At 60.8% G+C, this 23,435-nt stretch carries 23 protein-coding genes; 4 read left to right on the top strand and 19 right to left on the bottom strand.

The features are described from left to right. Window positions 1–29: 29 nt before the first annotated feature. The 15 genes from NL64_RS09355 to antA form a co-directional block, all read right to left on the bottom strand. Complete coding sequence (locus tag NL64_RS09355; RefSeq protein WP_034147852.1) at window positions 30–1,262, bottom strand: dienelactone hydrolase family protein; 1,233 nt, start codon at window positions 1,260–1,262, stop codon at window positions 30–32. A gap of 28 nt (window positions 1,263–1,290) precedes the next feature. Then, the gene (locus NL64_RS09350) at window positions 1,291–2,079 is read right to left on the bottom strand and encodes an SDR family oxidoreductase (RefSeq protein ID WP_034147851.1); all 789 of its coding nucleotides are present in this window, start codon (window positions 2,077–2,079) and stop codon (window positions 1,291–1,293) included. Beyond that, the gene (locus NL64_RS09345) at window positions 2,076–2,669 is read right to left on the bottom strand and encodes a cysteine hydrolase family protein (protein WP_034147850.1); all 594 of its coding nucleotides are present in this window, start codon (window positions 2,667–2,669) and stop codon (window positions 2,076–2,078) included. Before NL64_RS09345 ends, NL64_RS09350 begins: the two co-directional genes overlap by 4 nt. Continuing rightward, window positions 2,669–3,202, bottom strand: a complete 534-nt coding sequence (locus NL64_RS09340; protein ID WP_034147849.1) for an aromatic-ring-hydroxylating dioxygenase subunit beta — start codon at window positions 3,200–3,202, stop codon at window positions 2,669–2,671. The genes NL64_RS09345 and NL64_RS09340 overlap by 1 nt, the downstream gene beginning before the upstream one ends. Then, a complete protein-coding gene (locus NL64_RS09335) occupies window positions 3,192–4,523 on the bottom strand; it encodes an aromatic ring-hydroxylating dioxygenase subunit alpha (protein WP_034147848.1) in 1,332 nt (443 codons plus the stop codon). The genes NL64_RS09340 and NL64_RS09335 overlap by 11 nt, the downstream gene beginning before the upstream one ends. Window positions 4,524–4,540: 17 nt before the next feature. After that, window positions 4,541–5,485 carry a PDR/VanB family oxidoreductase gene (locus NL64_RS09330; RefSeq protein ID WP_034147847.1) on the bottom strand — a complete coding sequence of 315 codons (945 nt, stop codon included), beginning with the start codon at window positions 5,483–5,485 and terminating at the stop codon, window positions 4,541–4,543. Between the two features lie 127 nt (window positions 5,486–5,612). Beyond that, the gene (locus NL64_RS09325; RefSeq protein WP_034147846.1) at window positions 5,613–6,407 is read right to left on the bottom strand and encodes an alpha/beta hydrolase; all 795 of its coding nucleotides are present in this window, start codon (window positions 6,405–6,407) and stop codon (window positions 5,613–5,615) included. Window positions 6,408–6,413: 6 nt separating this feature from the next. After that, window positions 6,414–7,100, bottom strand: a complete 687-nt coding sequence (locus NL64_RS09320; RefSeq protein WP_034147845.1) for an ABC transporter ATP-binding protein — start codon at window positions 7,098–7,100, stop codon at window positions 6,414–6,416. Further along, the gene (locus tag NL64_RS09315; protein ID WP_034147844.1) at window positions 7,093–7,842 is read right to left on the bottom strand and encodes an ABC transporter ATP-binding protein; all 750 of its coding nucleotides are present in this window, start codon (window positions 7,840–7,842) and stop codon (window positions 7,093–7,095) included. Before NL64_RS09315 ends, NL64_RS09320 begins: the two co-directional genes overlap by 8 nt. Beyond that, window positions 7,839–8,855, bottom strand: a complete 1,017-nt coding sequence (locus NL64_RS09310; RefSeq protein WP_034147843.1) for a branched-chain amino acid ABC transporter permease — start codon at window positions 8,853–8,855, stop codon at window positions 7,839–7,841. Before NL64_RS09310 ends, NL64_RS09315 begins: the two co-directional genes overlap by 4 nt. 10 nt (window positions 8,856–8,865) lie before the next feature. After that, complete coding sequence (locus tag NL64_RS09305; protein ID WP_034147842.1) at window positions 8,866–9,777, bottom strand: branched-chain amino acid ABC transporter permease; 912 nt, start codon at window positions 9,775–9,777, stop codon at window positions 8,866–8,868. A 66-nt stretch (window positions 9,778–9,843) separates the two neighbouring features. Next, a complete protein-coding gene (locus NL64_RS09300; RefSeq protein WP_034147841.1) occupies window positions 9,844–11,004 on the bottom strand; it encodes an ABC transporter substrate-binding protein in 1,161 nt (386 codons plus the stop codon). A gap of 104 nt (window positions 11,005–11,108) precedes the next feature. Further along, on the bottom strand, window positions 11,109–12,131 hold the full coding sequence (gene antC, locus NL64_RS09295; RefSeq protein WP_034147840.1) for an anthranilate 1,2-dioxygenase electron transfer component AntC: 1,023 nt from the start codon (window positions 12,129–12,131) through the stop codon (window positions 11,109–11,111). 19 nt (window positions 12,132–12,150) lie between these two features. Further along, window positions 12,151–12,642, bottom strand: a complete 492-nt coding sequence (antB, locus tag NL64_RS09290; RefSeq protein ID WP_034147839.1) for an anthranilate 1,2-dioxygenase small subunit — start codon at window positions 12,640–12,642, stop codon at window positions 12,151–12,153. A gap of 2 nt (window positions 12,643–12,644) precedes the next feature. After that, window positions 12,645–14,048, bottom strand: a complete 1,404-nt coding sequence (gene antA, locus NL64_RS09285; protein WP_034147838.1) for an anthranilate 1,2-dioxygenase large subunit — start codon at window positions 14,046–14,048, stop codon at window positions 12,645–12,647. Between the two features lie 361 nt (window positions 14,049–14,409). Here antA and NL64_RS09280 point away from each other — a divergent pair, with 361 nt between their 5' ends. The 3 genes from NL64_RS09280 to NL64_RS09270 all read left to right on the top strand — a co-directional run bounded on the left by NL64_RS09280 (window position 14,410) and on the right by NL64_RS09270 (window position 17,930). Beyond that, the gene (locus tag NL64_RS09280) at window positions 14,410–15,660 is read left to right on the top strand and encodes an OprD family porin (RefSeq protein WP_034147837.1); all 1,251 of its coding nucleotides are present in this window, start codon (window positions 14,410–14,412) and stop codon (window positions 15,658–15,660) included. A gap of 259 nt (window positions 15,661–15,919) precedes the next feature. Next, window positions 15,920–16,933, top strand: a complete 1,014-nt coding sequence (locus tag NL64_RS09275) for an AraC family transcriptional regulator (RefSeq protein ID WP_034147836.1) — start codon at window positions 15,920–15,922, stop codon at window positions 16,931–16,933. Window position 16,934: 1 nt separating this feature from the next. Next, on the top strand, window positions 16,935–17,930 hold the full coding sequence (locus tag NL64_RS09270; protein WP_034147835.1) for an AraC family transcriptional regulator: 996 nt from the start codon (window positions 16,935–16,937) through the stop codon (window positions 17,928–17,930). A gap of 241 nt (window positions 17,931–18,171) precedes the next feature. Here NL64_RS09270 and NL64_RS09265 read toward each other — a convergent pair whose 3' ends face one another. Together NL64_RS09265 and NL64_RS09260 are read right to left on the bottom strand one after the other, a co-directional pair. Continuing rightward, on the bottom strand, window positions 18,172–18,384 hold the full coding sequence (locus tag NL64_RS09265) for a hypothetical protein (RefSeq protein ID WP_034147834.1): 213 nt from the start codon (window positions 18,382–18,384) through the stop codon (window positions 18,172–18,174). Between the two features lie 276 nt (window positions 18,385–18,660). Beyond that, complete coding sequence (locus NL64_RS09260) at window positions 18,661–19,560, bottom strand: LysR substrate-binding domain-containing protein (protein WP_052321228.1); 900 nt, start codon at window positions 19,558–19,560, stop codon at window positions 18,661–18,663. Between the two features lie 85 nt (window positions 19,561–19,645). Between NL64_RS09260 and NL64_RS09255 the strand changes: the two genes are divergently transcribed. Beyond that, complete coding sequence (locus NL64_RS09255; protein ID WP_034147833.1) at window positions 19,646–20,143, top strand: hypothetical protein; 498 nt, start codon at window positions 19,646–19,648, stop codon at window positions 20,141–20,143. Window positions 20,144–20,305: 162 nt separating this feature from the next. Here NL64_RS09255 and NL64_RS09250 read toward each other — a convergent pair whose 3' ends face one another. Next, on the bottom strand, window positions 20,306–21,796 hold the full coding sequence (locus NL64_RS09250; protein WP_034147832.1) for a DUF1254 domain-containing protein: 1,491 nt from the start codon (window positions 21,794–21,796) through the stop codon (window positions 20,306–20,308). A 14-nt stretch (window positions 21,797–21,810) separates the two neighbouring features. After that, the gene (locus NL64_RS09245) at window positions 21,811–23,277 is read right to left on the bottom strand and encodes a DUF1254 domain-containing protein (protein WP_034147831.1); all 1,467 of its coding nucleotides are present in this window, start codon (window positions 23,275–23,277) and stop codon (window positions 21,811–21,813) included. Window positions 23,278–23,435: the final 158 nt, after the last annotated feature.

The following is a 23,435-nucleotide window of genomic DNA, read 5'->3' as shown; positions in this document are numbered from 1 at the left end:
GACAGATCGGCCTTTTTCATTGCCGGTTTCTATTGCCCGCTTTGCGTCCAGCGGCCCATCAACGTATTGGACGGCAGTTGTTCATCCAGGAGCTTTCTCGCCGTTTCCACACCTGCCACCGGCAGCCCTTCAGGGTTCAACAAGCCGATTTGCACCAGCACGCTGGCCTGGTCCCAGTAGATATGCTCGTGATACAGCTTGTCCCCTCGGAACTTGATCACCCCCAGCATCGGAATCTCCACGTACTTCCCGGTCGGTGCCACGTTGGGCAGCATCCAGTCGATTTCGGTGCTGTGGGTGAAGCACATGATGAACTCGTCGACGATCTGCAACGCGCCGATGGTGCGGGAGATGGGGATGAGCTTCATGTCCGGCGGATTGCCGTGGACAAAATGGTGCTGGTAGAAGCGGCTGAGTTCCTTGGCGCCGACGCCGCCGGTCATGGTCGGGATATGGTTGACGTAGGGTTCGGCGACCATGGTCGCCATGGTGGCGGGCACGTCGCGGGTGTCGAACTCGTGGCGGATGTGTTCTTCCCACAGCGCGGACAGATTGAAGTGGGGGCCGATCTCGCGCTTGAGTGCGGCGATGCTGCGTTCATGGGCCATCAGCGAGGCCGACTTGTCGAAGTGTGAGCTCCCGGCCCGGGCGAATGCGTGGTCGACACCTGGGTACAGGTAGATTTCCGCTTTGTCGTTGCCGGCGAGGTGTTCGCTGATCTGGGCACGAGCGCTGGCGTCGCAGAAGCCATCGTTTTCGGCAAAGTGCAGGACCAACCGACCCTTGAGGTTTTCCGATTCGTGCAACAGGTGTTCGATGCCCATGCCGTAGTAGCCGACGGCGCAGGCCACATCGGTGCGCGTGGCGGTCAGCCAGGCCAGTTTGCCGCCCATGCAGAAGCCGACGTAACCCAGGCCCGGGCCTTCCACTTCCGGCAATGCACGCAGGGCTTTGAAGCTGGCATCGATGTCGCTGACGGCTTTGTCCACGTCCAGGCGCTGGAACAGGTCGATGGCCACGGCGAAATCCGCTTCGGTGTAACCCAGGTCAACGCCCGGTTGCAGGCGCCAGAACAGGTCCGGCACCAGCGCCACATAGCCTTCCTCGGCATAGAAATCGGCCACCGCGCGCATGTTGGCGTTGACCCCGAAAATCTCCTGGCCGATCACCACGCCGGGACCCTTGCCGCTGGCCGGCAGGGCCAGGTAACCGCTGAACGTGGCGCTGCTGTCCGTTGCCCGGATCTCAATCATCTTGCCCATGTCATCTTCCTCATTCGGTTATCAGGATTTATTGGCTGTCACGGTATTGCTGGAACCACACGCGCGGCGACACGCCACGGTCGGGCCCGAGAATCGAAAAGCCGCCATCCACCGGCACATCGACACCGGTCATCCAGCCTGCACCGGTGCTGCAGAGAAAGGCCACCACGCTGCCGATTTCATGGCCACGGCCGATGCGTCCGAGCGGGTGAAAGGGTGCCCCGACCCGATCGGCCAGTTGCGGGTCGTTGTCGCTGAAGTCGGCGACGCTGGGCGACCAGGTCCAGGCCGGGGACACGCTCAGCACACGGATTTGTTCCGGGGCCAGGGTCATGGCGAGGTTTTTCGTCAGTTGCAGGATGCCGGCCTTGGAGGCGGGGTAGAGCGCGCGCCCGGCCGCGCCGAACTTGCCGCCGGTGCTGCCGATGTTGATCACCACGCCGCCGCTGGGCAGATGCACCGCGGCCTTCTGGGTGAAGATCGCCGCCGACACCAGGTTGACGTTCAGGGTTTTCAGCCACTGCGCGCGGTCCGAGGCCAGCCCCTGATCGGCATACAGGCAGGCGTTGTTGACCAGTATGTCGAGCCTGCCGAAGCGGGACAGCGTGGCGGCGATGCACGCGTCGATGTCTTCGTCGCGCTCCACGTCGCACGCTGAAAACCCGCAATCCAATTCTTGCGCCAACGCCTGGCCACTCTCGGCGTTGCGCCCCACCAGCATCACCCGTGCGCCCTCGATCAACAGCTGCCGGGCGATGTCCAGGCCCAGCCCCTGGGTACTGCCGGTCACAATGGCCACTTTGCCTTCGAGCATCATGCGAAATCCTCCAGTGCTTCCTCGACGTGGCTGATACGGGCGATCAACGCCATGCTCGCCAGCGAGGCCGTGTGTGTGCCGCTGTCCGCGCTGGCGCAGGCATCTGCCGCCACCGTCACTTCGAAACCGCAGTCCACGGCATGACGCACCGTGCTTTCCACCACCGAGTGGGTCGCCACGCCCGCGATCAACAAGTGCGAAGGATTGAACTGGCGAACCAGGCTTTCCAGCGGTGAGCCATAAAAGGCATTGATCCGGTTATGGGTGACGACGAACTCGTGGCGACTGACCTTCGGCGCCAGCGCACTGTAGAACTCCGCGCCCCAACTGCCTTCCCGGACGGCGCCAAGGCTGGCGACAGCGCGCAAGATCGGCGCGTTCTGGATCAGGTCGGCGTAGTCCGGGCGGAACGCCACGCGCACGTGGATGATCGGCCAGCCCTTGGCCCGTGCGCCGGCTAGCAGTCGGCCGGCAGCGTCGAGCAGCGCGGCACGCATGCCGTCATCAGCCCCCAGCCCGACCCGAATCTTGCCCTCGGGGTGCAACACGTCGTTCTGATAGTGCAGGGCGATCAGCACCGGCGCGCGCATCACACGAATACCTCAAGGTTGGCGAACACGTCGTTGCAATTGATGAGGTCCACGCGTTTGAGCTGGATCTGCCAGCCACCGCTTTCCTGCGCGGCTAATTTGTAGGTGTAGCGCCCGGCGAGTTGGCGTTGCTCCAGGCGCCATTCGCTGTACTGGAAGCTGGCGCTGACCACCAGCAAGCCGTGGGCGTCGAGGCCCTCGACCATCACGTTACCGACCAGATGCGCGGTTTGGGTCTGCGGTTGCTGGGACCAGTTGCGGGCGTTTTCCACCCGACGGATCCGCACCTCGCGCAGCATGCGGTTTTCCCAGAACAGCGAGATATGGTCGAACGGGTTGGCTTGCTCGTGCTTGTGCGGCACCCAGTACATGCCGGTGTCGGTGAAGAGTTTGTCCCACTCCCAGAACCGCCGCTCATCCAGCAGGCGCGCCTCCTGGTAAAGAAACTGTTCGATCTGGCGCAGGGTTTCGACGGGAACCTGGGCGGGCGTCAGCTGGCGGGTGTCGACGTCGATTCGGCGGTCAAGCAGCATGGGTGCTCTCCTTGGCGATCAGAGTGGCGGTCATGAACTGTTTCCAGGCGGCGAACTGGTTGCGCATCGGTAGTTCGCTGGTGCCGTTGGTGGACACCGCGCCGTCTTCCAGCGGCTTATCGGTACCGACGTAGCGGTGCATGCTGATCCACTCGCCACCGCGGGTCATGTTGCCTTCCTGGCAACGAGCATAGACTTCGACATCGTCGGGCATCACGTTGGAGGAGGGCGAGTTGATGACGTTGGCGTAGGTCAGCGCGCGGTCGAACACGGCGTCCGGCGCGCCTTTGCAGCGGAAGGTCTGGATCTCGACCATGGTCTGGTCCACGGCGATGGGGCGGATCACCCGGAACTGCATGAACACGGTGTGCGGCGAACCGCTGCCGTAGATCACCGTGTTATGGCGGTTCATGCCGAGAATTTCCTTGGCGCGCTGGTCGCCGTATGCCTGGCTCAGGCATTCGAAGTGCGCGCGGGAGACCTCGTCGCGCTCGGCGGCGGCCGGGTCGAAGATCGCTTCCATGTAGCCGTGGCCGTTGTGGTAGGCGCGCAGTTCGAGTTTTTCCCAGAAGTCATAGGGCTCGCCGTTGCCGTCCATGATCAGCAGTTCAAAGGGCATTTCACCAATGGCCTGGGCTTCGTCACGCGCAGCGTCTACCGACGATTCGTGGGTCACGCGGGCATGCATGGTGTCGTGCAGGTTCTCGTAGAACACTTTCCAGTTGGAGCGCTGCTGAACGCGGAAGATGCCGCCTGCCACCTCCACTTCACCAACCGGCGAGCGGTCGCAGAGGTTGTCGATGGAGGTGATAACGCCGCCCAGAAATGCTTTCAGGTCCGGCCCGAACGCTGCCTGGCTGGCAAATACAAAGCCGCGATAGGCCTCGACGCGGGCCACGCTGACCATGGAAAAATCCGGGTGCTTGGGGTCGTAGCAGGTGCCTTCGAAACCGCTCTTGAGCGGCGCTGACAAATGCTGGCCGTCGAGCTTGAAGGTCCAGGCGTGATACGGGCAGCGGAAGAATTTGCCGACACTGCCGTCGCCGTCAGCCACCAGTTTGGCGCCTTTGTGCGGGCAGCGGTTGTACAGCACGCTGACCTGCTGGTTGGCGCCGCGCACCATGATCACGTCCTGATCGCCGATGCGCGTGGTGTGGTAGTCGCCGGGGTTCTTGACCTGGCTTTCATGGCCGACGTAGATCCAGGCGTTGCCGTAGATGCGTTCCATCTCCAGCTTGAACAGGGTCGGGTCGGTGTAGACGCTCTTGTGAACACTGTCCTCGCGGATCAAGGCAGCGATTTGCTCGTTGGTCGGTATCACGGGATGTCCTCGGCTTGTCACAGATCGAGTACCAGCAGCGCGCTGCTGGCACGGGAGACACAGGTGCAGAAACTGCCGCTGGCGCGGTCGCGCTCCGACAGGCAGATGTCGCGATGGTCGGGCTGACCGTCGATGACCTGGGTGACGCACACGCCGCAGTCACCCCGTCGGCAGTCGAACATCGGGTCCAGGCCGGCCTGGAGCATGGCGTCCAGTACGGTTTGCCCGGCGGCCACTTGCAGGTTCACGCCGCTTTCGCGCAGGTGCACCTCAAAGCCTTGATCGCCGGCCACTTCCAGCGCGCCGCTGAATAGTTCGTAATGCAGATGATCTTCTGCCCAACCCTGTTCGCGAGCGCAGGCCAGCACGCTGTTGAGCATGGCGGTCGGGCCGCAGATGTAGAGGTGCAGGCCGGGTTTTGGCGCGCCGAGGATCGCGGCGGCAGGCAAGCGTTTTTGCGGGTCGCCGCCGCTGATCCAGCAATGATTGTCGAGGCAGGCGCGGGCTTCTGGCAGGTAGGCCATCTGCGCTTCGTCGCGACCGGCGTAGTGCAGGGTGAAAGACTTGCCCGCCGCTTGCAGTGACCGGACCATGCTCAGCATGGGTGTGATGCCGATGCCACCGGCGATCAGCAGCGCATGTTCGGTGTTTTCACAGAGTGGGAAGTGGTTGCGTGGCGCATCGGCCAGCAGTTCATCGCCGACCTTGAGCGAATGCACCCAGCGCGATCCACCGGTGCTCGCTTCTTCGAGCTGGACGGCGATTTCGTAGTGTTCGCCGTCGGGCAGGTTGACCAGCGAATAGGCACGGCGTTGAGCGCGACTGCCAGGCACATGCAACTCAAGGTGCGCTCCGGCGGTGAAGCCGGGTAGTGGCTGGAGGCCGCTGGACACCAGCAGCACGCGGCGGATTCTGGGGGTCAGAGGCTCGATCTGTTTGACCCTGAGCGAGAGGCTGGACATACGCAATTCCTGTCTGAATTCGTAGCCACTGTATGAATCCTGAGAGGGTCAAAAAAGCCGCAAACGGCAAACTGGTATCCACTTCTGGCGAGAGTGAATTGCAGGAGCGGGCGCTCCTGCAGGCAGGCTAACGTTTGAGGTGGGCAAGCAGGGCCCGCAAGTGTTCACCATCCACCCTGGCCAGGTCGTCCAGCACCGCAAAGTGATGACACCCTGCAAGCTCGACAAGGCTCACGACCTGCCCAGCCTCGCGACAGGCACTGGCGTACTCGCGCGAATGGCGGATCAACTCCGGCAACTCATCGCCGCCCACGGTCACCAACAACGGTGCGCCATCGCCGATCAGCCGTTGCGGGCTATAGCGCTGGATATCCTCTGCGCTCAGTTGCAGCTTGTCGTTCAGCCAGCAGCGACTGATGGGGTCAAGCTCCATCAGGCCGCTGATCGGCATGGCCAGGGTCACCAGCGGATGCCGGCGATACAGCGCGGTCAGATGGCCGCCCGCCGAGTGCCCGCACAGCACCACCTGTTGACCGATGTTGAAGGATTCGCGATGCGCCAGCAGATAATCCAGCGCCTTGCCGATCTGTCCGACGATGGTGCCCATGCTCGCTTCGGGCGCCAGGGTGTACTCCAGCAACCCGACATTGCAGCCGGCCTCGATCAGGCCCTCGGCGATAAAGGCGTAGTCGTCCTTGTCCGAGGCCTGCCAGTAACCGCCATGAATGAACAGCAGCGTCGGCGCCCCGACATTCGGCTGGGCGTACCAGTCGAAACGCTCGCGCATGGCATTGCCATACGCCACGTCACGTTGCCAGGCGTGGTTGGCGTAGGTCTGGGCGCTGCGTTGGCGAAAGCGCTGCATGATCTGCGGAAAATTGCCCACGGCTGCGACGTTGTTGTAAGCCTGATCGAGGTCCATGTGCGCTCACACTCCCAGGTAGCGTTGCGACAGTTCGGGTTGAGCCGCCAGCTCCACCGGTGTGCCATCCCAGACCTGGCGCCCCTTCTCGATGATGTGGTGACGGTCGACCACTCGCGCCATTTCCTTGAGGTTCTTGTCGATCACCAGAATCGTCTCGCCCTCGGCCTTGAGGGTGGCCAGGCAACTCCAGATCTGCTCGCGAATGATTGGCGCCAGGCCTTCAGTGGCCTCGTCGAGAATCAGCAGGCTGGGGTTGGTCAACAGTGCGCGGCCGACCACCAGCATCTGCTGCTCGCCGCCCGAGAGGGTGCGTGACAGTTGGTCTTGGCGCTCCAGCAAGCGCGGGAACAGTTCATAGACCCGCGCCAGATCCCACTTGCCCCGCGTGGCGGTGGCCAGCAGATTTTCCCGCACGCTCAAAGTGCCGAAAGCGCGTCGGCCTTCCGGCACCAACCCCAGACCAGCCTTGGCGATGCGATAGGGCGCAGCGCCACGCATTTCCGTGCCGTTGATGCGGATGCTGCCGGCGCTGGGCTTGAGCAAGCCCATGATCGATTTGACCGTGGTGGTCTTGCCCATGCCGTTGCGGCCGATCAGCGATACCACCTGGCCCTGCTCGATGCTCAGGTGCATGTCGAACAGCACCTGGCTCAAGCCATAACCCGCTTTCAAACCTTGAACCTCAAGCATGTTCTTCTCCCAGGTATGCGGCCCGCACTTGCGGATCGTTGCGCACTTGTTCGACGCTGCCGGTCAGCACCGTCTGGCCGTACACCAGCACGGTGATGCGGTCGGCGAGGGCGAATACCGCGTCCATGTCATGCTCGACCAGCAGGATCGCGTAACGGCCCTTGAGGCTGTGCAGCAGCTCGGTCATGCGCGCGGATTCGTCGGCGCCCATCCCGGCCATCGGCTCATCGAGCAACAGCACCGAAGCTTCCTGCGCCAGGGCCAGGGCGATCTCCAGTTGCCGCCGTTCGCCATGGGAAAGTTCGTGGACCGGGTCTTGCGCGCGAAGGCCCAGGCCCACCTGCTGCAAGTAGCCCAGCGCCGGTTCCAGCAGGCGGGTGTCGCGGCTCAGCGGACGCCACATGCCGAACGCCTTGCCGTCGCGGGCGGCGATGGCCAGGGCGACGTTTTCCAGCAGGGTAAATTCGGTATACAGCTGACTGACCTGGAAGGCCCGCGCCAATCCCAGGCGCGGCCGCTGCCACGCGGGTACGCGGGTGATGTCCTGGCCGTTGAGGTGAATCTGGCCGCGGTCGGGGAAAATTTCCCCGGCGATCTGCGCGATCAGCGTGGATTTGCCGGCGCCGTTGGGACCGATGATGGCGTGCAACTCGCCCTTGGCCAGTTCGAGGCTGGCGCCGTTGGTGGCTTTCACCGCACCGAAGGCCTTGTGCAGATCCCGAATTGATAGCTGTGCACTCATGGGCGTGCCTCCACGGCGGCGTTCGGTTTGATGGCAAGCACCTTCGGTTTGCGTTTCAGCAGGCTGAGCAGCAATCCGTAGACGCCTTTCTTGCCGAACAGCACCACCAGCAACAGCAGGGGGCCGAAGATCAGCATCCAGTGCTCGGTCCACTGACTCAGCACCTGTTCAAGTCCCAGGTAAGTGGCCGCGCCCAGCAGTGGGCCGAGCAGGGTGCCGACGCCGCCGAGAATCACCATCGCCATCAACTCGCCGGACTTGTGCCAGGCGCCCATGTCGGGGCTGACAAACAGCGCGTAGTTGGCCCACAGAATCCCCGCAAGGCCACCGCCGGTGCCGGCGATCACAAACGCCGTCAGGCGATAGCGCAAGGGTTTGAGGCCCAGGCTGACGCTGCGCCGCTCGCTCTGCTTGAGCCCGCGCAGGACAAAACCGAAGCGCGAATTGACCAGCCGCCGGCACAGCAGCAACCAGCCCGCCAGCAAGACCACGCACAGGTAGTAGAAGTGGTTGGCGTCAGCCAGATCCAATGCGCCGAGGGTATTGCGCTCGTTGAGCAATATGCCGTCGTCACCGCCGTACAACGACAGCGAGCCGAGCACGAAGTAGAGCATCTGGCCGAACGCCAATGTGATCATGATGAACTGCACGCCGCTGGTGCGCAGCGACAGATAACCCACCAGCAGCGAAAGCAGCGCGCACGCCAGCAAGGCCAGAGGCCACACCACCAGCGCGTTGTTACTGCCTTCCCAGCCCCACAACGGCATGCCTTGCGAGGTGTGAAAGGCAACGATGCCGACGATGTAACCGCCCAGACTGAAGAACGCGGCGTGGCCGAAACTGACCATGGCGCCATTGCCGATCAGCAGGTCCAAACTGATGGCCGCCATTCCGTAGATGGCGAGGCGGGTAAAGAAGCTGACCAGGTAAGGCTCGTGCAGCCAGTGGGCCAGCAGCGGCATGCAGGCGAAAGTCGCCAGGCACGCAAGGTCGATGATGAGGCGTGGTGACATAGGGTTCTCCTCAGGCGCGGGCCGGCAGCAGGCCGCGCGGGCGCACCAGCAGCACCAGGGCCATGACGATGTAGGCGCTGGCGGAAATCAGCCCGGCGCTCAGGGTGCCGCTGGTTTCGCTGGGCAGCAGTTGATCCAGCAGCGGCGGAATGTAGGCACGGCCCAGGCTGTCGACCATGCCGATCAGCAAGGCTCCCACCAACGCGCCGCGCACCGAGCCGACACCGCCGACGACGATGACCACGAAGGTGGTGATCAGGATCTTTTCACCCATGCCGATCTCCACCGACAGCAGCGGTGCCGCCATGAAACCGGCCAGGCCGCACAGCACGCAGCCGAACACGAAGACCAGGGTGTACAGCCGGGCGATGTTGACCCCCAGCGCGCCGACCATTTCATGGTCATCGGCACCGGCGCGGATCAGCATGCCCAGGCGCGTGTGGTTGATCAGCAGCCACATGCCGACCGCCACGATCAGCCCTGCGGCGATGAACAGCAGGCGGCTGACCGGGTACATCAATCCCGGCAGCACTTCGACAAAGCTGGAATACCACTCGGGCGTGGGCATCGCCGGTGGGCTGCGGCCGAAGATCAGGGTCAGCAGTTCGTTGCTGAAAAACACCACGGCCAACGTCGCCAGCACCTGATCCAGGTGATCGCGATTGTAGAGGCGGCGCATGATCGCGGTTTCAATCAGCGCGCCGTAACAGGCCGAGCCGATCAGCGCGGCCAGGCCACCCAGCCAGAACGACCCGGTGGCCATGGCGGTGTAGGCGGCACAGAACGCGCCGACCATGTAGAAGGCGCCGTGGGCCAGGTTGATCACGCCCATGATGCCGAAAATCAGGGTCAGGCCTGAGGCCAGCAAAAACAGCAGGGCGCTGTATTGCAGGCCGTTGAGAATTTGTTCGAGCAATAACATGACTGCGTTCCTCACGAAAACGCCCCGCAGCGGTGCTGCAGGGCGAGGACAGGGCTCAGGTGCCGGTCAGATCGAGCATTGAGCGGCGTAGCTGTCGACGTGGCGGGTCGCCAGGGTCCTGATCGGCACTTCGACCAGCTTGCCGTCGGCGCCGGTCTGCACTTGCAGCAGGTACCAGTCGATCACCGGGTGCTGGTTCTGGGCGAAGCTGAAGTCACCGCGAATGGAATCGAACTGGACGTTTTTCATCGCCGCACGGAAGGCCGGTTGGTCTTTCAGGTTGCCTTGGGAGGTTTTCAGGGCGGCACCGATCAGCCGTGCCGTGTCGTAGGTCTGGGCGGCATACACCGTCGGGGCGCGCTTGTATTTTTCGGTGAAGGCTTTGACGAAGGCCTGGTTGGCCGGGTTGTCCGATTGCGGGTTCCAGAGGGTGACGACGTTGGTGCCCTTGGCCACATCGCCGACGGCGGCGAGCATGCGTTCATCCATGGAGAACACTGGCACCACCATCGGGATTTGCGCCGACAGGCCCGAGCCGCCGTATTGCTTGGCAAAGTTGATGCCGCCGCCACCCGGGTGAAACTGGAAGATCGCATCCGGTGTCAGTGAACGAACGCGCGCCAGTTCCACCGAGAAATCCAGCTGGTTGAGTTTGGTGTAGATCTCAGTCACCTCGCCCTTGAAGGTGCGCTTGAACCCGGCCAGTGCGTCACGACCGCCCTGATAGTTGGGCGCCAGGATCACCATCTTCTTGTAGCCCAGCTCGTTGGCCGCAACACCGGCCATTTCGTGCGGCGTGTCGTTTTGGTAGGAGCCGACAAAATAGTTGGCCATGCACTTTTCACCGGCCAGGGTCGAGGGCGCTGTGTTGTTGCTGACGTAGAAACCGTCCTTGGTGGCGGTGTTGATCACGGCCGCCAGCACGTTGGAAAAAATCACCCCGGTGTACAGCGAGATGCCGTCCAGGCTCATGCGGTCGGCGATCTGCTTGGCCTTGGCCGGTTGCAGGCCATCATCTTCCACAATGAGTTGCACCGGCACGCCGCCGAGCTTGCCGCCTTCCTGATCGATCGCCAGCTGAAAGCCGTCACGCGAGTCTTCGCCGAGGTAGCCGGCGGGGGTGGAGAGGGTGGTGATGAAGCCGATTCGGACAGGCTCCACGGCCTGGGCAGCCGTCGCTGCGCAGAGGGAGGTTGCCAGACATGCACGCAATACCAGGTTTTTCATGAGGCGGCCTATGAAGTAGGTCGTGCCAACGCACGGTAGATGTCGATGAGGGCAGTGATTCAGTGTTCGGACGGGCCGATTGATTGTTGTTATGGGGTGCTGCGTCAGCTGTTGCTCTCGGTGAACTTCTCCAGATAAAGGCGGCTTTGCTCCAGGCCATGCTGCTGGCGCCAGTCCTTGATCGACTCGACCATTGGCGGCGGGCCGCACAGGTACAGGTCGAACGGCTGGTCGCGCATTTCGGCCAATTCGAGGTGTTCGGCGATGTAGCCGGTCTTGCCCGGCCAGTCGGGGTTGGGGTTGCTGACCACGGGCGTGAAACGGAACCCCGGGATCCGTGCGGCATAGGCCTCGATGCGCGAAACCTCGCACAGGTCTGCGGCCTCGCGCACGCCGTAATACAGGTGCACCGGATGACCGCAGCCTTGCTGCTCGGCTATCTGATCGAGCATGCCGAGGAACGCCGACAACCCGGTGCCGCCGGCCACCATCACCAGCGGCCGGTCGATATGGCGCAGGTAGAAAGCGCCCAACGGCGCTTCCATGTGGATCACGTCGCCGACCTGGCAGCGATCGCGCACGTAGTCGGTCATCACGCCGCTGGGCAGCAGGCGAATCAGAAACTGCAGGTTGCTACTGCCCGGCGCGCAGGCAAAGGAATAGGAGCGCCGATGTTCGGTGCCCGGTACTTTCAGGCGAGCGTACTGCCCCGGCAGATAGTCCAGCGCCGCGCCCGCTGCGCCGACTTCCACGTGCACGATGGCGGTGGTCGGGGAGACTTGCCGTACTTCGCTCACAGTGCCCTGCAGGCTGCTCGGGCCGTTGCTGCCGCAGAGGCTGGAATCGAAGTCGAAGTAGAAGGCAGCGTCGGACTGCACGCGTGTCTGGCAGGTCAGCACCTTGCGCTCGGCCAGGTCGCTGGCCGACAAGGCTTCATCGTCCACGTAGTCCTGGGTGTACTGCCCGGATTCACAGCGGCCCTGGCAGGTCGCGCAAACCCCTTCGCGGCAGTCCAACGGAATCTTGATCCCGCTGCGCAGGGCCGCGTCGAGCAGGATTTCATTGTTCTGCACGTTGCAGAAGAGTGTTTTGCCGTCGGCGAAACTGAAGGCGACCTTGTACGTCATGAGCGTTAATCCGCAGGGTTCAGAGATGGTAGAAATCGAGCACGGAGTTGATCGTGTCGTTGAGCAGAACTACGTGTTTGCGGGCGATTTTCCAGCTCTCGCCGTCGGGGCGCAGACGGTACGTGGCGCGGCCGAAGAACTGCTCGGCGGTTTGCATGCGGTAGTAGAGGGTGCTCCAGTTGACGCGCACCTCCAGTTCATCGTCCTGCAGCGGCGCGATGCGCACGTTGCTGATCAGATGCAGGGTGCGCGGCATCGGAATGGTCGACGCCGCCTTGCCGGTGCGAATGCGAAACACCCGGTCTTCGAGGCCGCCGCGGTTGGGGTAATAGATCAGCGACATGCCTTTTTTCGGGTCGGTGGTGTAGACGTGCTCCGAGTCCCATTGCGGCAGGTGAAATTCGCTGTCGTCGCTGAACATGTCCAGGTAGGTGTCCCAGTCCTGGGCATCACAGGCCTCGGCTTTGCGGTAAAGAAATTGCTCGACGCGGTATTGCAGTTGCGAATTCATGTTCACACCTCACGCAGTTTCAACGGTTGTTGTTCGGCCGCTTTGCGCGCCAGGCCTTCAAGCAAAAAGCGCTGCCAGTTGGCGTGCTGGTTGACGTACAGGCCTTCATGGGTGAACTCGGTGCCGGTCAGGGCCGGGGCGATGCCAATGGTCTCGCTGTTGCGGGTCGGGCCTTCGACCCACTTGCCCTGGCCGCGGGAAATATCGCTCCAGCGCTCCAGGCGAGCCTGGAAGCCGCGCTGGGCTTCACGGAACTCCACCAGGTCATCGGGGGTGCCCATGCCGGACACGTTGAAGAAGTCTTCGAACTGACGAATGCGGTTTTCCCGATCCGCGTCCGACTCGCCGACCACGCCCAGGCAGAAGCTGTTGATCTCGGTCTTGTTCCAGGCCAGCGGGCGGATGATCCGCAGCTGCGAGCTGATCTGGTCGAGGAAGAACATGCTCGGGTAGACGTTGAGGTTGCGCAGGCGGTGCATCATCCACTCGGCCTTGCCCTGGCCGTGTTCCTCGACCAGGCGCGGCATGATGCTGGCGTAGCCCGGGCGCACGGCAGGGTTGGGCATATCGCTGAACAGCACGCTGTGACCGTTGTGGAAGGCAAACCAGCCGTCATCGGTTTCCTTGTCGCCCGCGCCCAGCTTGCTGTAGTCGAGGGTGTCGCTGGCGGTCAGGCCTTTCTCGGCATTGACCTGCTGGCGATGCTGAACGGTGGCCACGTAGTTGTAGTGGACGGTGCTGACGTGATAACCGTCCAGACCGTTCTCGTTTTGCAGTTTCCAGTTGCCGTCGTAGGTGTAGGCCGATTTGCCCGGCAGCACTTCGAGCTGGCCGGTCGGCGACTGCGCCACCATCATGTCGAAGAACACCTTGGCGTCACCGAGGAAGTCTTCCAGGGTGTCGGTGCCTTCCACGTTGAGGCTGACGAACACAAAGCCGTTGTAGCTTTCGATACGGGCCTTTTTCAGGCCGCGAGTGGCCTTGTCGAAACCTTCGGGGTATTCCCCCGGCGCCTTGACCTTCACCAGGCGGCCGTCGCTTTTGTAGCACCAGGCATGGAAGGGGCAGGTGAAGGTCGACTGGTTACCCTTGCCGACGCGGGTGAGGGTGGTGCCGCGGTGCTGGCAGGCGTTGATCAGGGCGTTGAGACGACCTTCACCGTCGCGCGTGATGATCAGCGGCTGGCGGCCGGCGCGCATCGTCATGAAGTCGTGATTGTTGGCGATCTCGCTTTCGTGGCAGGCGTAGATCCAGTTCTTCTCGAAGATCAGTTCCATTTCCAGATCGAACAGTTCCGGGTCGGTAAACATGTCGCGGGCAATGCGATAAATACCGTCTTCTGGGCGGAAGTCCAGGCAACTTTCTATATAACTTTTCCACTGTTCGACACTTCGTGCAGTTGTCATTTCCCAGTCCTCGGCCAATGGGCTAATTCACGCCTTCATTAAATGCCGTGGTAGCCGACAGGGTCTATCCGCTTATTAGTGGAAACTCATCCGGAAAATAGGCCGTGAACCTCATTTGTTAGCGACAGACCCCCGTAAATACTGATTTTTGTCGCGCCTGGCGGCTGAGCAAGTGGCTATTTGTCATTCAGTAACGGGATAGCCGCTGACGAACTAGTTGCGGCTTAATTTCAATCGAAGCACCACCAGAGTGTCTCGCTTCAGGTCACTAAAAACTGCCATTACTCATGGCCCAGGGTTCTGTACCCGAAGTGCCTTCTATTCATGCGCTGCTCAATAAGCGGCAGGGGGAAGAAATAATATGTTGCATAAGTCGTGGCTAGTTCGGGGAGTTCAAACAGTTGGCTTGTTGACACCATTGTTGGCGCAGGCGGATGTCGTCAGTGACAGCAAGCTGACCCTGGGCACCCGTAACTTTTACATTGATCGGGACTTCAAGGGGGACAACCCGCCCCATTCGCGAGTGGGCAGCTGGACCCAGGGTTTCGACCTGCGTTTCGCCTCTGGCTACACCGAAGGCCCGGTGCAGTTCGGCGTGGATGCGGAGGTGCAATACGCCTATCGACTGGACGGCGGTGGCGGGCGTGGCGATGACACCATCATCCCCTACAGCCAAAGCCGTCAGGAACAGGCCGATGAATACGGCCGCGGCGGTGCCACGTTTAAAATGCGCTATTCGAAAACCGAGTTGAAAGTCGGTGAGCTGCGACCGTTTTTGCCGGTGGTGATCATTGATGACTCTCGCCAATTGGTCACGACCTATCGCGGCGGCTTGCTCGAATCCAAGGAAATCGACGGCCTGACGTTGACTGCCGGGCGGCTGACGGAAATCGGTGCGCGTAACTCTTCCAACTACGAAAAGTTGTACCTGCAGACGGGTTCCGGCGTGCGCCACGGCAGTGACGGCCTCAATCTCGGCGGTGCCAGCTATGCCTTCAGCCCGACGCTGACCGGCACCTACTTCTACGCGCAACTCGAAGATATCTACCAGCAGCACTACCTGGGCATCACCCATCTGGCAGACCTGGGTAACGGTTATGGCCTGAAGACCGACCTGCGTTACTTCAACAACAACGAAGATGGCGACGCCCTTTACGGCGTCATCGACAACCGCTCATACGGCGCCATGACCACGCTGAAAAAGGGCGGGCACCGGTTCGGCGTGGGCTACCAGCGCATGCTCGGCGACAGCAACTTCCCGACCTTGGGCGGTTATGTACCGCAGCCGTTCCTGGTGAACTGGTCGCGGGTTGGGTTCATCAAGCCCAACGAAAAATCCTGGCAGGTCCGTTATGACTACGACTTTGCCGCCATGGGCGTACCAGGCCTGAATTTCATGACCCGCTACTTCAAGGGGACGTCGGTGGACCGTGGCGACAACCTCAGCCAGGCGGCGGAGCAGGAGCGCGACCTGGTGCTGTCGTATGTCGTGCAAAGCGGCCCGCTCAAAGGCGTGGGCGTGGAGGCCGGCAACGTCGTTTCCAAATTCAGCCACGGTAATGACTGGGTGGAGAACCGCCTGATCACCACCTACACATGGAAATTTTGGTAACGTCCTGCCCTGAAATGGTAAGCCGTTGTGCGCTGAAGTGACGCCTTGGGTAGCGCTTTACCCGAGGCGTCGACCACTTTTGGCACCCTGGCTGTGCGCATCAACGCCGCGCAACGCCTTCAATATCCGGAAAGTTTCCGATTGCTAGCCGAAAAGTGCGGATTTCGCCTGTTCGCACCGGCTGGGCATAGCCCTTGCAAACCCAATGAGAATACGCGCCGAAGAGCGTGTCGATGTCCATTGCCGTGGGTGTACTGACATGACCGAACCAAATGTTGTTCAGTTTCGAGATATCCGCATAGATCGCTACGACCTGGCCGGTGCCCGTGCGTGGATGGCCGGCATTTGCGGCCCGCATGAACTGCAGACCAGCCAGCCGAACCGGATTCAGTTTCACCACAAGGCCAATGTCTTCAAATCCATGTCCACGACCCTGGGCCGCATGGAATACGGCACCGACGTGACCATCGGCGTCGAGGACGCCGAACACCTTAATTGCTACAGTCTCAGCCTGCCGATTCGCGGCGAGCAGGAGCTGATCAAGGATGGCCGCCGGCTGCATTCCAACCAGGACCAGGGGCTGATCGTGACGCCCCACGAAACCCAATCACTGAGCATGGCCGGTGACTGCCACAAGATATCCGTGGTGATCACCCGCATGGCCATGCGCCAGACCCTCGAAGGCATGCTGCAACGTCCGCTGGAAATGCCGGTGAAGTTCGAGCCGGTGATGGACGCGGTCAACGGCGCCTCTGCCTCCTGGTGGCGGCTGGCACGTTATTACATCGATGAGATGGAGCGCGGGCATGACCTGTTCAATCAGGTGTTCTTCACCCGCGATATCGAAAGTGCGCTGATCAAGGGCCTGATCCTTTCGCAACCCAACAACTACAGCGCAGAACTGCGTGAGCAACTGGGCGTCAAGTTGCCGTATTACCTGGTGCGCGCCAAGGACTTCATCGAAAGCAACGCCCGCGAGGACATTCACCTGGAAGACATCGAAGCCGCGGCAGGCGTGTCGCGCTTCAAACTGTTCGAAGGGTTTCGCAAGCACCTGGGCGTGTCGCCCATGGCTTACCTGAAGAAGTATCGCCTCGGCGCCGTGCGCCAGGAAATCCTCGAAGACGCCTCGGTGCGCAACATCTCCGTGATCGCCATGTGCTGGGGCTTCTCGCACCTGGGCCGGTTCGCCAGCGAGTACCGCAAGCTGTTCAACGAAACGCCCAGCGCCACCCTGCAACGCAGCGAAGCCCGTCGCAACCGGTCGCTTTGAAATGACGACTCTACAAGCGGCTACCGCCAACAGCGTAGGCCTGAACCTGTCGCTGATGTGCCGCGAGCCGGTCTTCACCAGCCGCTCGGCGCAGGAAACCCAGCGCTTGATGAGGCAAGTGCTGGTGGAGCATGAGCTGGATTGGCCGCGGGGCGGTGTCGATACGGCGTTCTATCGCGGCCAGGTCGCCAGTTGCGAACTGTATGCGCTGCGCTACGGCGGACAGGTAGAAATCCGCCCGCAGCCTTTCGAAGATTTCGTGCTGGTGCAGATGCCACTGCGCGGTAGCGCCACCCTGGAGTCCGACGGCATGAGCTATGGCGTCAGCCCTGGCGAAGTGGCGATCCTGTCCCCGCGTGAGCAGGCGCGCGTGGTGTGGGAGGAGGGCTGCGAGCAACTGATCCTCAAACTGCCGCGGGCATTGCTCGATGCCAGCCAGGACGCGCTGGGCGATGACTTACCATCGGGCTTTACGCTGGCGCCAGTCAGCCGTCTGCAACGGCCACTGGCGATGCGCTGGTTTCGATTGGTCAGCGAGTTGTTGGAGCATTTGCCCGAGGGCGAAGCGAGCGCAACGCCTTCGCGCTGGTTGCAGCACCTGGAGCAAAGCCTGCCGATGTTTCTGCTCAGCCATTGTGGCGTTGCGCAACAAGACTCGCTGTCGCCACGACAGCCCACCCGCCAACTGCAAAAAATCGACGCGTGTATGCGCGAGCACCTTGTCCAGGGCATTACCCTGGCGGAACTGGCGGTCGCCGCCGGGGTGAGCATTCGCAGCCTGAACACCTTGTGCCAGCGCGAATACGCTCAAAGCCCGATGGACCGCCTGCGCGGATTACGTCTTGAAGCGGCCCGGGAGTTCTTGCTGGCGAAGCCGCATTCCAGCGTGACTGAAGTGGCGCTGGAGTTCGGGTTCGGGCATGTGGGGCGGTTTGCCAATTACTATCGGCAGCGGTTTGGAGAGTTGCCGAAGCAGACGATGAAGTCCCAGGCGTGAGGAGTGGTTCAGCTGAATCCCGGTCGACAAAGCCAGGACGAAAAAAAACCCGCCATCAGGCGGGTTTTTTTGTGGTCAGAGATTTTGAAACCCCCTCTGAACCTTGTCTGGCTCCACGACCTGGACTCGAACATGGTACCTGTAGGCCGCATAAATACAGGGAAACTCCCAAATTAAAACAGCGGCGTACCCCTTCACGTACCCCTAAATAAGAAACCACTGCGAGGCGACGAACGGTCACCTAGAACCTAGGCATTCGCAGCATGCTCTTCATCCTAAACCCAATGGTCCCCTTCAGTATCTGCTCCGCCAGCTCAGCATCAGCGATGCAGGTCTGTCCGCTTTCCGTCACGCCGAAAATTGATTCAGGAATTCGACCCTGATTGCGCGCCTGAATGATGGCGGCTTTTGATATGCCGACGCGTCGGGCGATCTCAGTGATGGTGCATCGCATGACACTTCACCTCGCGGCTACTTTCTGGAAGCGTATCTCAGATGGTAGCTTTTTCGTATTGCGAGACTTGGCGCGACTAAGTCCTAACTAACTTCAATGAAATAGTCCCTAACATATTAGGCCATCCGTGAGCGGCAGCAGCCCAGTCATAGTTGCCGGTCAGCATCGGCTGAAATTGGCCGATTGTTGCCTGTCGCTTAGGGCCGCAGTCGACCCATTGCAGCCCTTCATTGGTGCACCTGAATGAGTAAGAAGGGACGTTTTCGTCCCTTGGTTTCAAAAGGTGAAGCCTTTACTCAATAACCGGTGAAGCCTCGACCGAACCCTCATTGGCGGTGTATGAGCCGGGCCAGGCTTGGACAGCAGGAAGAATCTCAGCGGGCTTGGGCAGCTCAACTCATTCAACGCAATCAATTGTCCATTGAATGCATCAAGAGCGTGAATCGCCGGATTCCAGAGTGCGATGCCCAATCCTGAGCGGGCGGCTTCGATTGCCTGCGCGTAATCACCCATCACCCTGTCGATGGGCTTCGAAGTCAGGCGTTTGCCATGATGGCTCATCCACGCTCGCCACAGTGTCGTGTCACCGGTGTGTAGCAGCGGAGTGTCCTTTATCAAGGACAACGGCTGTTCGTTCATGGCGAGGACTCCGGGTGACGCCACGGGGCAAAGTGACTCCTCGAATAGTGGCTCCTCGTCTCCGTCATTCCATTGCCCGCGCCCGTATCTGATGGCCAGATCGACCTCGCCTGAGGAGAGGCTGGCATTGAGCGCAGAGGTGACCAGTTCGATACGTAAATCCTGAATCGTACCTTCCAGTTCGGTCAGGCGCGGGATCAACCAGAAACGCGCGAAGGATGACGTCGTGGCCAATTTGACGACGGGCAAGATTTGGCCGAAGGGCCGGGGCTGTCGCGCTTGTTTAAGTTGTTCGAAGGCATGGGCGACTTTGGCCAGCGCGATTTGTCCCGTGGCCGTAATAGTCACACCGCGCGCATGGCGGTTGAACAAGGAGCATTGAAACCATTTTTCAGCCATTTCCACACGTCGGCTGATGGTCGCATGGGTAACTTCCAGTTCCGCTGCCGCAGCAGTGAAGGAGCCGGTTCGGGCGGCGGCAAGGGCAGCTTGCAGCGCTTCGAAGGGAGGGAAAATATCGTCTGAGCTGTACGTCATATGCACAGCTTATGAATAAGCAGTGCTATAGGTCAACAGCTCAGAGCTTTCTATGCTGCACTGCCTTATTCATTGAGATAGCAGCATGTCGTGTTTGAAAGCGCTCATTTGGCCATTGGTGTTCATCGCTCAAGTGGCAGGGCTTTGGGCAGGCAATTATTGTTACGCCGCCACCAGCTTGGAAAGGCCGATCGTACGAGGTTACGAAGGGAATGGAGGTGTCACCGTTGAACTGGTCATGTCTGGCTCACCTGGAAAAGAATGGGCATTGCTCAGGATTCGAGGAACGGAAACGGAAGCGGGGGCCGTGGTACATCAAGCAAGCGTTCAGCGCTCACCGGTTTCGACATCCTTTGTAGAGAGAATCAATGGGGTTTCACGGACAATTTTTGAGGTCCGGATGCATCAGGGTTTTATTCCGCGTCAAGATCAGGAGCCTTACGTAGTGGGAGAAAGCGCCCGCTTGGAGAGACTGAGAAATATTGGCCTGGAGCTAAAGAGGTTTGGAACTGAGGAATTTGCCGCTCATCAAGCTGGGACACAGACCGCGCTATCCGAAGATTTGACCGAAAGCCGTCCTTGATCAAACGGTTCTTCTCGGCAGATCGGTGCCTGTAAAAAAGTGCAAAGTGCGATCTATAGCTGTCCGTGTCCATTGGATAAATCCGAATAGATCAATCTATCGAACTTACCCAAAAATGACATGAGCGCTGCTGCGCTCATATCACGGCAGTTGCATTTATCGTTACTGCTTCTGCAGGTCCCCAGGCTTCCAGGTCTTGTCGAAAAACGCCTTGGTCGGACCATACAGGCGCAGGATCACGAAGAAGCCTTTGCCCGGCAGGGTGCGAATCCAGTTCTTGCCCTCACCTGGTGACTGCGGCCCGAAGTGCACGTCAATCGAACCGTCGGCGTTCACCAGGGGTTTGTCCATGGTGTTCAACGACGGGAATGGCTGGCCGTTGTCCACGCCAGAAGCCGTGATGGAGTCATACACCGTCACCGACCAGAACAACGCCGCCGGGATGCCTTTGGGCAGGTTCAGCGTGTAGGCGTTGCTGCCCGAGAGGAACTCGCCCTTGGCGTCGACGAAGGTGGCCGGGTACTTGGCGCCGACGTTCTCCATGTTTACCGCCATACCCGGGCTTGCCGAGTAGGCATTGGTGAAGAAGCCGGTACGCGGGTCGATGTAGTTGAAGGTGTCGGCGGTGAACGTGGCATTGCCCGGGAAGACGTTCAGCCACTTGCGGTCCGGATACCAGGTGCCATTGCTGACGATGGTTTGTGGTGTGTAAGAAGTGGCGTGCCCCATTTTACTCGCGGTTTTCGCGGCCTTGTCGAGCAGGTCGCGGGTCGCTGCATCCGCCCGGAAAGGCTGGCCCTTGATAATGCCCAGGGCGGCAAGCATGCCGCGCATTTCCATGTCTTGCGGATCGACATATTCATGGTCAATGAACCGTGAAAGCATGTCGAACGCGCTGCCATCGGTGGGGTAGAGCATGTTGATCGGAGTTTGCGAGGCGTTGGGGAACTCCATCTTTTTCGCCGTGGCTTCTTTGCCCAGCGGATAGATGCGCGTCTGCTCCATGAGCTTGACCGGTGCCTGCAGCTGTTTCGGGTCCTTGAAGAAGCCGCGCCAGAACACAAACACGTTGTAAGTGCGCGAACGGTAGGTCAGGTAACCGGGTGGCACCTCACCTTTGTAATCCGGTGGCAGCACCAGGTATTTGGCACCCTTGCCTTTGTCAGGGCCGGGCAGGCCGACGTCGCCGCACCATTGGCGGCCTTCGATCTGGCCTTCCGAGCAGATCGGGCGCTGGAAGAAGTCGTCGAGAATGCCCTGCATGCCCGGCGGTACTTCGATCACCATCGGCCCGTCCTGCTGCAGGTCCAGGTAGCCCATGGCATAGATCACGTCGGAGTTCGGCGTGGTCACCAGGGTCTTGGCGTTGAGCCGGTCCTTCCAGATTGGCAACACGTTGTAGCCGGCGCCGAAGGTTTTCTCCGAGGCTTCCTTCATGGCGTACATGTTCAGTGCCGGCAGTGCCCAGATGTAGGACTGCACGGCGCGCTGGAACAGCAACTCATTCTTGAGCTGAGCCACGCCTTCAAGGGTTGGATAACCGCCAGCGAAGGGCAGATCCGCGAGTTGTTCATAGTGCGTGGCCGCCTGGGCGCCGAGGCTGACCGAAACGGCCAATGCCAGTGCGGTCAGTGTTTGGCTGGCTACGTTCATCTTGGAAGTCCTTTTCAATTGGTTTTCACCACCGCCGGTGGGGTCCAGCTACCGTCGAGGGCGTCGGCTTGCGGCCAGTAGGCGCGGATGTACAGCGAGAAGTCGGCACCTTCAGGTGAGGGCAGCCAGTTGCTTTCCTTGTCCTTGCCCGGTGACTGGCTTTGCACGTAGAGGGTCAGCGAGCCGTCAGGATTGGTTTGCAGGGATTTGTTCTTGGTGCCGATGGAGTAACGCTTGAGCTCGTTCGGCGAGAAGAAATGCTGTTCGTTGTACAGCGTCAGTGACCAGAACCCCTTGACCGGCGGCAGCTTGCCCTTGGCGAACGTCACGCTGTAGCTGTGCTGGCCATTGAGGCGCTGACCGGACTGATCCAGGTCCTGATAGAAGTATTTGGTTTCTTTCTGCTGGTTCACGAAGATATTCGAGCGTGCCACGGCGGTGCGGCTGAAATAGTCGGTGCCGAACGCGGCGCCGTTGCTCACGGTGCTCCAGTGATCCGGAAGTTGCAGGCCATAGTTACGGAACTGCAACAACGGATCGATCACTTCGCTGTCGGCCTTTTTCGCCTCGTCGATCATCGCGGCACGAAGCTGCGGGTCAGCCTTGGCGATGGCAGCCAGCGCGGCCATTTGCGCATAACGGGCTTCTTCGCCCGGCAATGGCTTGGCATCCTTGAGCAGGCCCGGCAGTTCGTCGAAGAACTTCTCGGGGATCACCCACTTGGTTTCGGCTTTGCCATCCGAGGCCTGGGCCGGGAATTTCGGCAGTTTGGCCCAGTCGCGCTTTTTGACCTTGCCGTCATATTGGGACAAGGGGTACATGTCGATACCGGCCAAGGCCGGTTGCACGGCCTGGCGATCGGCGGGCGTGTCGTCCTGGAATACCCGTGGAATGACGAAACCGGTGTTGGTGCGTGCACGGAATACCTTGGTGATGCCGGCGGGCACCTTGCCGTTCCAGTCCGGGCCGACCAGCAGGTAGAAACCTGGTTGGGTGTCATACATTTTGCCCAGCTCGGCGAAGCTGTCGGAACGCAGGTCGACCACCTGGTACACCCAGAAACGGCCATTGAAGTCGGGCACTTGCAACACCACCGGCTCAAGGTCCAGGGCGATGCTGCCGGCGCCGTACACCACGTCCTGGTTCGGGCAGGCAACCAGCCGTTCGGCCGGGTCGATGTAGTCGCTGAGCAGCGACAATCGGTTGATCGGGGCTACCGGCACGATGCCCCCCATCAAGCCAGGTTCGGGCAGGTCCTTGAAGGCCTGGCGACGATTGAAAATATTGGCCATCGGCCAGCCCCAGAAATATGCCTCGCGCGCCATCATGCGCACGTAGGGTTCGGTCACTTTAGTATCGGCGACAGGCCCCGCGATGGTGGCAGGGACATCAGGGCTCTGGGCTGCCAACGCGGAGGTTGCGGCGAGTGTACTGACGAGCGCCAGTGCGAAGAAGGCGTGGCGATGGGGCAATAGATTCATAGAGCATCCTTACTTGAGGACCTTCACCTGATGCAGGTGATTCGGCTGACAAGATAACCCAACTTCCTCGCGTAATCATGACTCTCTCGAACGACTGTATTTGCTGTGAAGCACCTCCTGCGAAGGACCGCTTTTGGCCGATTCTGTTGAAAAAGTAG

It is taken from the genome of Pseudomonas fluorescens, assembly GCF_000802965.1.
Classification (GTDB): Bacteria; Pseudomonadota; Gammaproteobacteria; order Pseudomonadales; family Pseudomonadaceae; genus Aquipseudomonas; species Aquipseudomonas fluorescens_A.
Note: the sequence above shows the minus strand (reverse complement) of the source record. Positions and strands in the feature narration are given on the sequence as shown.